This is a genomic window from Streptomyces sp. NPDC054841 (genome assembly GCF_053611045.1).
In genome coordinates this window covers 1-3629 of record NZ_JBSGZO010000673.1, presented here as the reverse complement: position 1 = coordinate 3629, position 3629 = coordinate 1, and the positions used below count along the sequence as shown (strand labels likewise).

Genomic DNA, 3629 nt, shown 5'->3' with positions numbered 1-3629 from the left:
GCTTTATCGCGAGCAGCTCCCCGCATTCTTCTGCCCGGTTTCCACGACCCTAAACACTAAATTTCCATCAGGACCGACCACCCCATTCCGGACGCGTTCCATGTGCGTTTCGAGCATGTGACCGACTCCACATCAAAGATCTTTTGTGCCGATAACTCCCGGTCAAACGGGGAGAGTTCACCGCAGGCTCGCGCAGTGCGCGCGCCCGCGCGATAACACAGAAGGGCGCCTCACCCAACCCCTCCCCTCGATGCAATTTGCGAATTCGCTCGGTAAATTCAATCCGCATGACCACCGCACTGAGCATCGACAGCCCACGCGTGGAGGACGGAGCCGCGATCTGGCGAATCGCGCGCGACTCCAAGGTTCTGGACCTGAACTCCTCGTACAGCTATTTGCTGTGGTGCCGCGACTTCGCCGCGACCTCCGTGGTGGCCCGCGGCACGGACGGTGAACCGATCGCGTTCGTCACCGGATACATCCGGCCGGAGCGCCCGGACACGCTGGTCGTCTGGCAGGTCGCCGTCGACGACGCGCACCGCGGTCGCGGACTGGCCGGCACACTCCTCGACGCGCTGACCCACCGCGTCGCCGCCGTGCACGGCCTCCGCACGATCGAGACGACCGTCACCCCGGACAACACCCCTTCCGAGCGGCTCTTCACCTCGTTCGCGGCCCGGCGCGGCGCGTCCCTGGAGCGAGAAGTGCTCTTCGGCGGAGGGCTGTTCCCCGATGACGGACACCAGCCCGAGGTGCTGTACCGCATCGGCCCGATCACCGGCTGACCTCTGTCCGACAACCGGCTGACCTCTGTCCGACAACCGGCTGACCTCTGTCCGATCACCGGCTGACCTCCGTCCGATCACCGACCGCCTTCGGCCGGAGCCCCGTCCGGCCTCCGTCCCACCCCCACATCAGGAGTGAAACGCTGTGACCATCACCCCGCCCGCCCTGAGTGTCTTCGAGACCCTGGAGTCGGAGGTGCGCAGCTACTGCCGTGGTTGGCCTGCCGTGTTCGACCGCGCGCAGGGCGCCCGCCTCACCGACGAGGACGGCCACACCTATCTGGACTTCTTCGCCGGCGCAGGATCACTCAACTACGGCCACAACAACCCCGTACTCAAACGCGCGCTGCTGGACTATCTGGAGCGCGACGGCATCACCCACGGCCTGGACATGGCGACGACCGCGAAGCGCGCCTTCCTGGAGTCCTTCCAGAACATCGTGCTGCGGCCGCGCGATCTGCCGTACAAGGTGATGTTCCCCGGCCCGACCGGCACCAACGCGGTCGAGGCGGCGCTGAAACTCGCCCGCAAGGTGAAGGGCCGTGAGTCGATCGTCTCCTTCACCAACGCCTTCCACGGGATGTCGCTCGGCTCGCTCGCGGTGACCGGCAACGCGTTCAAGCGCGCCGGCGCCGGCATCCCGCTGGTGCACGGCACGCCGATGCCGTTCGACAACTACCTCGACGGGCAGATCCCGGACTTCCTCTGGTTCGAACGACTGCTGGAGGACCAGGGCTCCGGCCTCAACAAGCCGGCGGCCGTGATCGTCGAGACCGTGCAGGGCGAGGGCGGCATCAACGTGGCCCGCGCCGAGTGGCTGCGGGCGCTCGCCGATCTCTGCCACCGCCAGGACATGCTGCTGATCGTCGACGACATCCAGATGGGCTGCGGCCGCACCGGTGCCTTCTTCTCCTTCGAGGAGGCAGGCATCGCCCCGGACATCGTCACCCTGTCGAAGTCCATCAGCGGCTACGGACTGCCCATGTCGCTCTGCCTGTTCAACCCGGAGCTGGACGTCTGGGAGCCGGGCGAGCACAACGGCACGTTCCGCGGCAACAACCCGGCCTTCGTCACCGCGGCCGCCGCGCTGGACGCGTACTGGTCCGACGGTCAGATGGAGAAGCAGACCCTCGCCCGCGGCGAGCAGGTCGAGCAGGCGCTCCTCGCGATCTCCGACGAGAACTCCGCCGACGGGGCCCACTACCGGGGCCGCGGGCTGGTCTGGGGCCTGGAGTTCACCGACAAGGCCCGGGCTGCCGCCGTCTGCGCCCGGGCCTTCGAGCTGGGGCTGCTGCTGGAGACCTCGGGGCCGGAGAGCGAGGTGGTGAAGCTGCTGCCGCCGCTCACCGTGACGCCCGACGAGCTGGACGAAGGGCTGCGCACGCTCGCGCGCGCGATCCGCGAGACGGCCTGACCGTCCGTCCGACACCCCGGCCGCCCCGCCGCCCGGCCACCCGGCCACCCGGCCGGCCGTCGGTCCGACCGCCCCGAACTACGTACGTACGAAAGGAAGCGCACCACCGTGATCGTCCGATCGTTCAAGGACATCGAGAACACCGACCGCCACGTCAAGGCGAAGTCCGGCACCTGGGAGAGCAAGCGCATCGTGCTCGCCAAGGAGAAGGCCGGTTTCTCCCTGCACGAGACCGTGCTGTACGCGGGTACGGAGACGTCGATGTGGTACGCCAACCACGTCGAGGCCGTGCTCTGCGTGGAGGGCGAGGCCGAGCTCACGAACGACGAGACCGGCGAGGCGCACTGGATCGAGCCCGGCACGATGTACCTGCTGGACGGCCATGAGCGTCACACCCTGCGCCCCAAGACGGACTTCCGCTGCGTCTGCGTCTTCAACCCGCCCGTCACCGGACGGGAGGACCACGACGAGAACGGCGTCTACCCCCTGCTGACCGAGACCGAGGAGGGCTGACCATGACCACCGCGCTCACCGATCTCTACCCGACCCGCGGCGCCGCCGAGACGGCCGTCCCCCGCCAGGACCCCGTGGTCTGGTCCCCGCCCGGGGCGCCGGGCCCGATCGCCCCGTCCGCACTCCAGTCGTACGAGCGCGACGGCTTCCTGGCGATCGAGGAGCTGATCACTCCGGACGAGGTCTCGGTCTACCGCGCCGAGCTGGAGCGCCTGATCTCCGACCCGGAGGTACGCGCCGACGAACGCTCGATCGTCGAGCCGAAGTCCCAGGACGTACGGTCGGTGTTCGAAGTACACCGGATCAGCGAGGTCTTCGCGGCGCTGGTGCGCGACGAGCGGGTCGTGGGCAGGGCGCGGCAGATCCTCGGCTCGGACGTGTACGTCCACCAGTCCCGGATCAACGTCAAGCCGGGGTTCGGGGCTTCGGGCTTCTACTGGCACTCGGACTTCGAGACCTGGCATGCCGAGGACGGTCTGCCGCGGATGCGGACCGTATCGGTGTCGATCGCGCTGACCGAGAACCTCGACACCAACGGCGGGCTGATGATCATGCCCGGCTCGCACCGGACGTTCCTGGGCTGCGCCGGCGAGACGCCGAAGGACAACTACAAGAAGTCGCTGCAGATGCAGGATGCCGGGACGCCGTCGGACGGCGCGCTCACCGCGTTCGCCGACCGCCACGGCATCCGGCTCTTCACGGGCAAGGCGGGCTCGGCCACCTGGTTCGACTGCAACGCGATGCACGGATCCGGGGACAACATCACCCCGTATCCGCGCAGCAATGTCTTCATCGTCTTCAACAGCGTGGAGAACGCGGCGCAGGAGCCCTTCGCGGCGCCGGTGCCACGGCCGTCGTTCATCGGGGCGCGGGACTTCACTCCGGTGCGGTAGCGGCGGGAGTGTGCCGGGGCCGGT

4 protein-coding genes are annotated in these 3629 nt (G+C 68.3%); all 4 read left to right on the top strand.

Features of this window, described 5'->3' with window-relative positions:
- The first annotated feature begins 287 nt into the window (after positions 1-287).
- The 4 genes from ectA (at position 288) to thpD (ending at position 3605) form a co-directional block, all read left to right on the top strand.
- Positions 288-785 (top strand): diaminobutyrate acetyltransferase, encoded by a 498-nt coding sequence (gene ectA / locus ACWGI8_RS41515; protein ID WP_453668632.1) that lies wholly within the window; start codon positions 288-290, stop codon positions 783-785.
- A gap of 145 nt (positions 786-930) precedes the next feature.
- Positions 931-2199: a diaminobutyrate--2-oxoglutarate transaminase gene (gene ectB, locus ACWGI8_RS41510; RefSeq protein ID WP_453668631.1), complete on the top strand. Its 1269-nt coding sequence runs from the start codon at positions 931-933 to the stop codon at positions 2197-2199.
- Between the two features lie 108 nt (positions 2200-2307).
- Entirely contained in the window at positions 2308-2712 is a 405-nt protein-coding gene (locus ACWGI8_RS41505) for an ectoine synthase (RefSeq protein WP_453668630.1), read from the top strand.
- Between the two features lie 2 nt (positions 2713-2714).
- A complete protein-coding gene (gene thpD, locus ACWGI8_RS41500; protein WP_453668629.1) occupies positions 2715-3605 on the top strand; it encodes an ectoine hydroxylase in 891 nt (296 codons plus the stop codon).
- Positions 3606-3629 lie beyond the last annotated feature (24 nt).

Excerpts from the sequence above, each read along its gene's own strand:
- ectA (WP_453668632.1), top strand. The coding sequence starts at position 288 with ATGACCACCGCACTGAGCATCGACAGCCCACGCGTGGAGGACGGAGCC.
- thpD (WP_453668629.1), top strand. The coding sequence starts at position 2,715 with ATGACCACCGCGCTCACCGATCTCTACCCGACCCGCGGCGCCGCCGAG.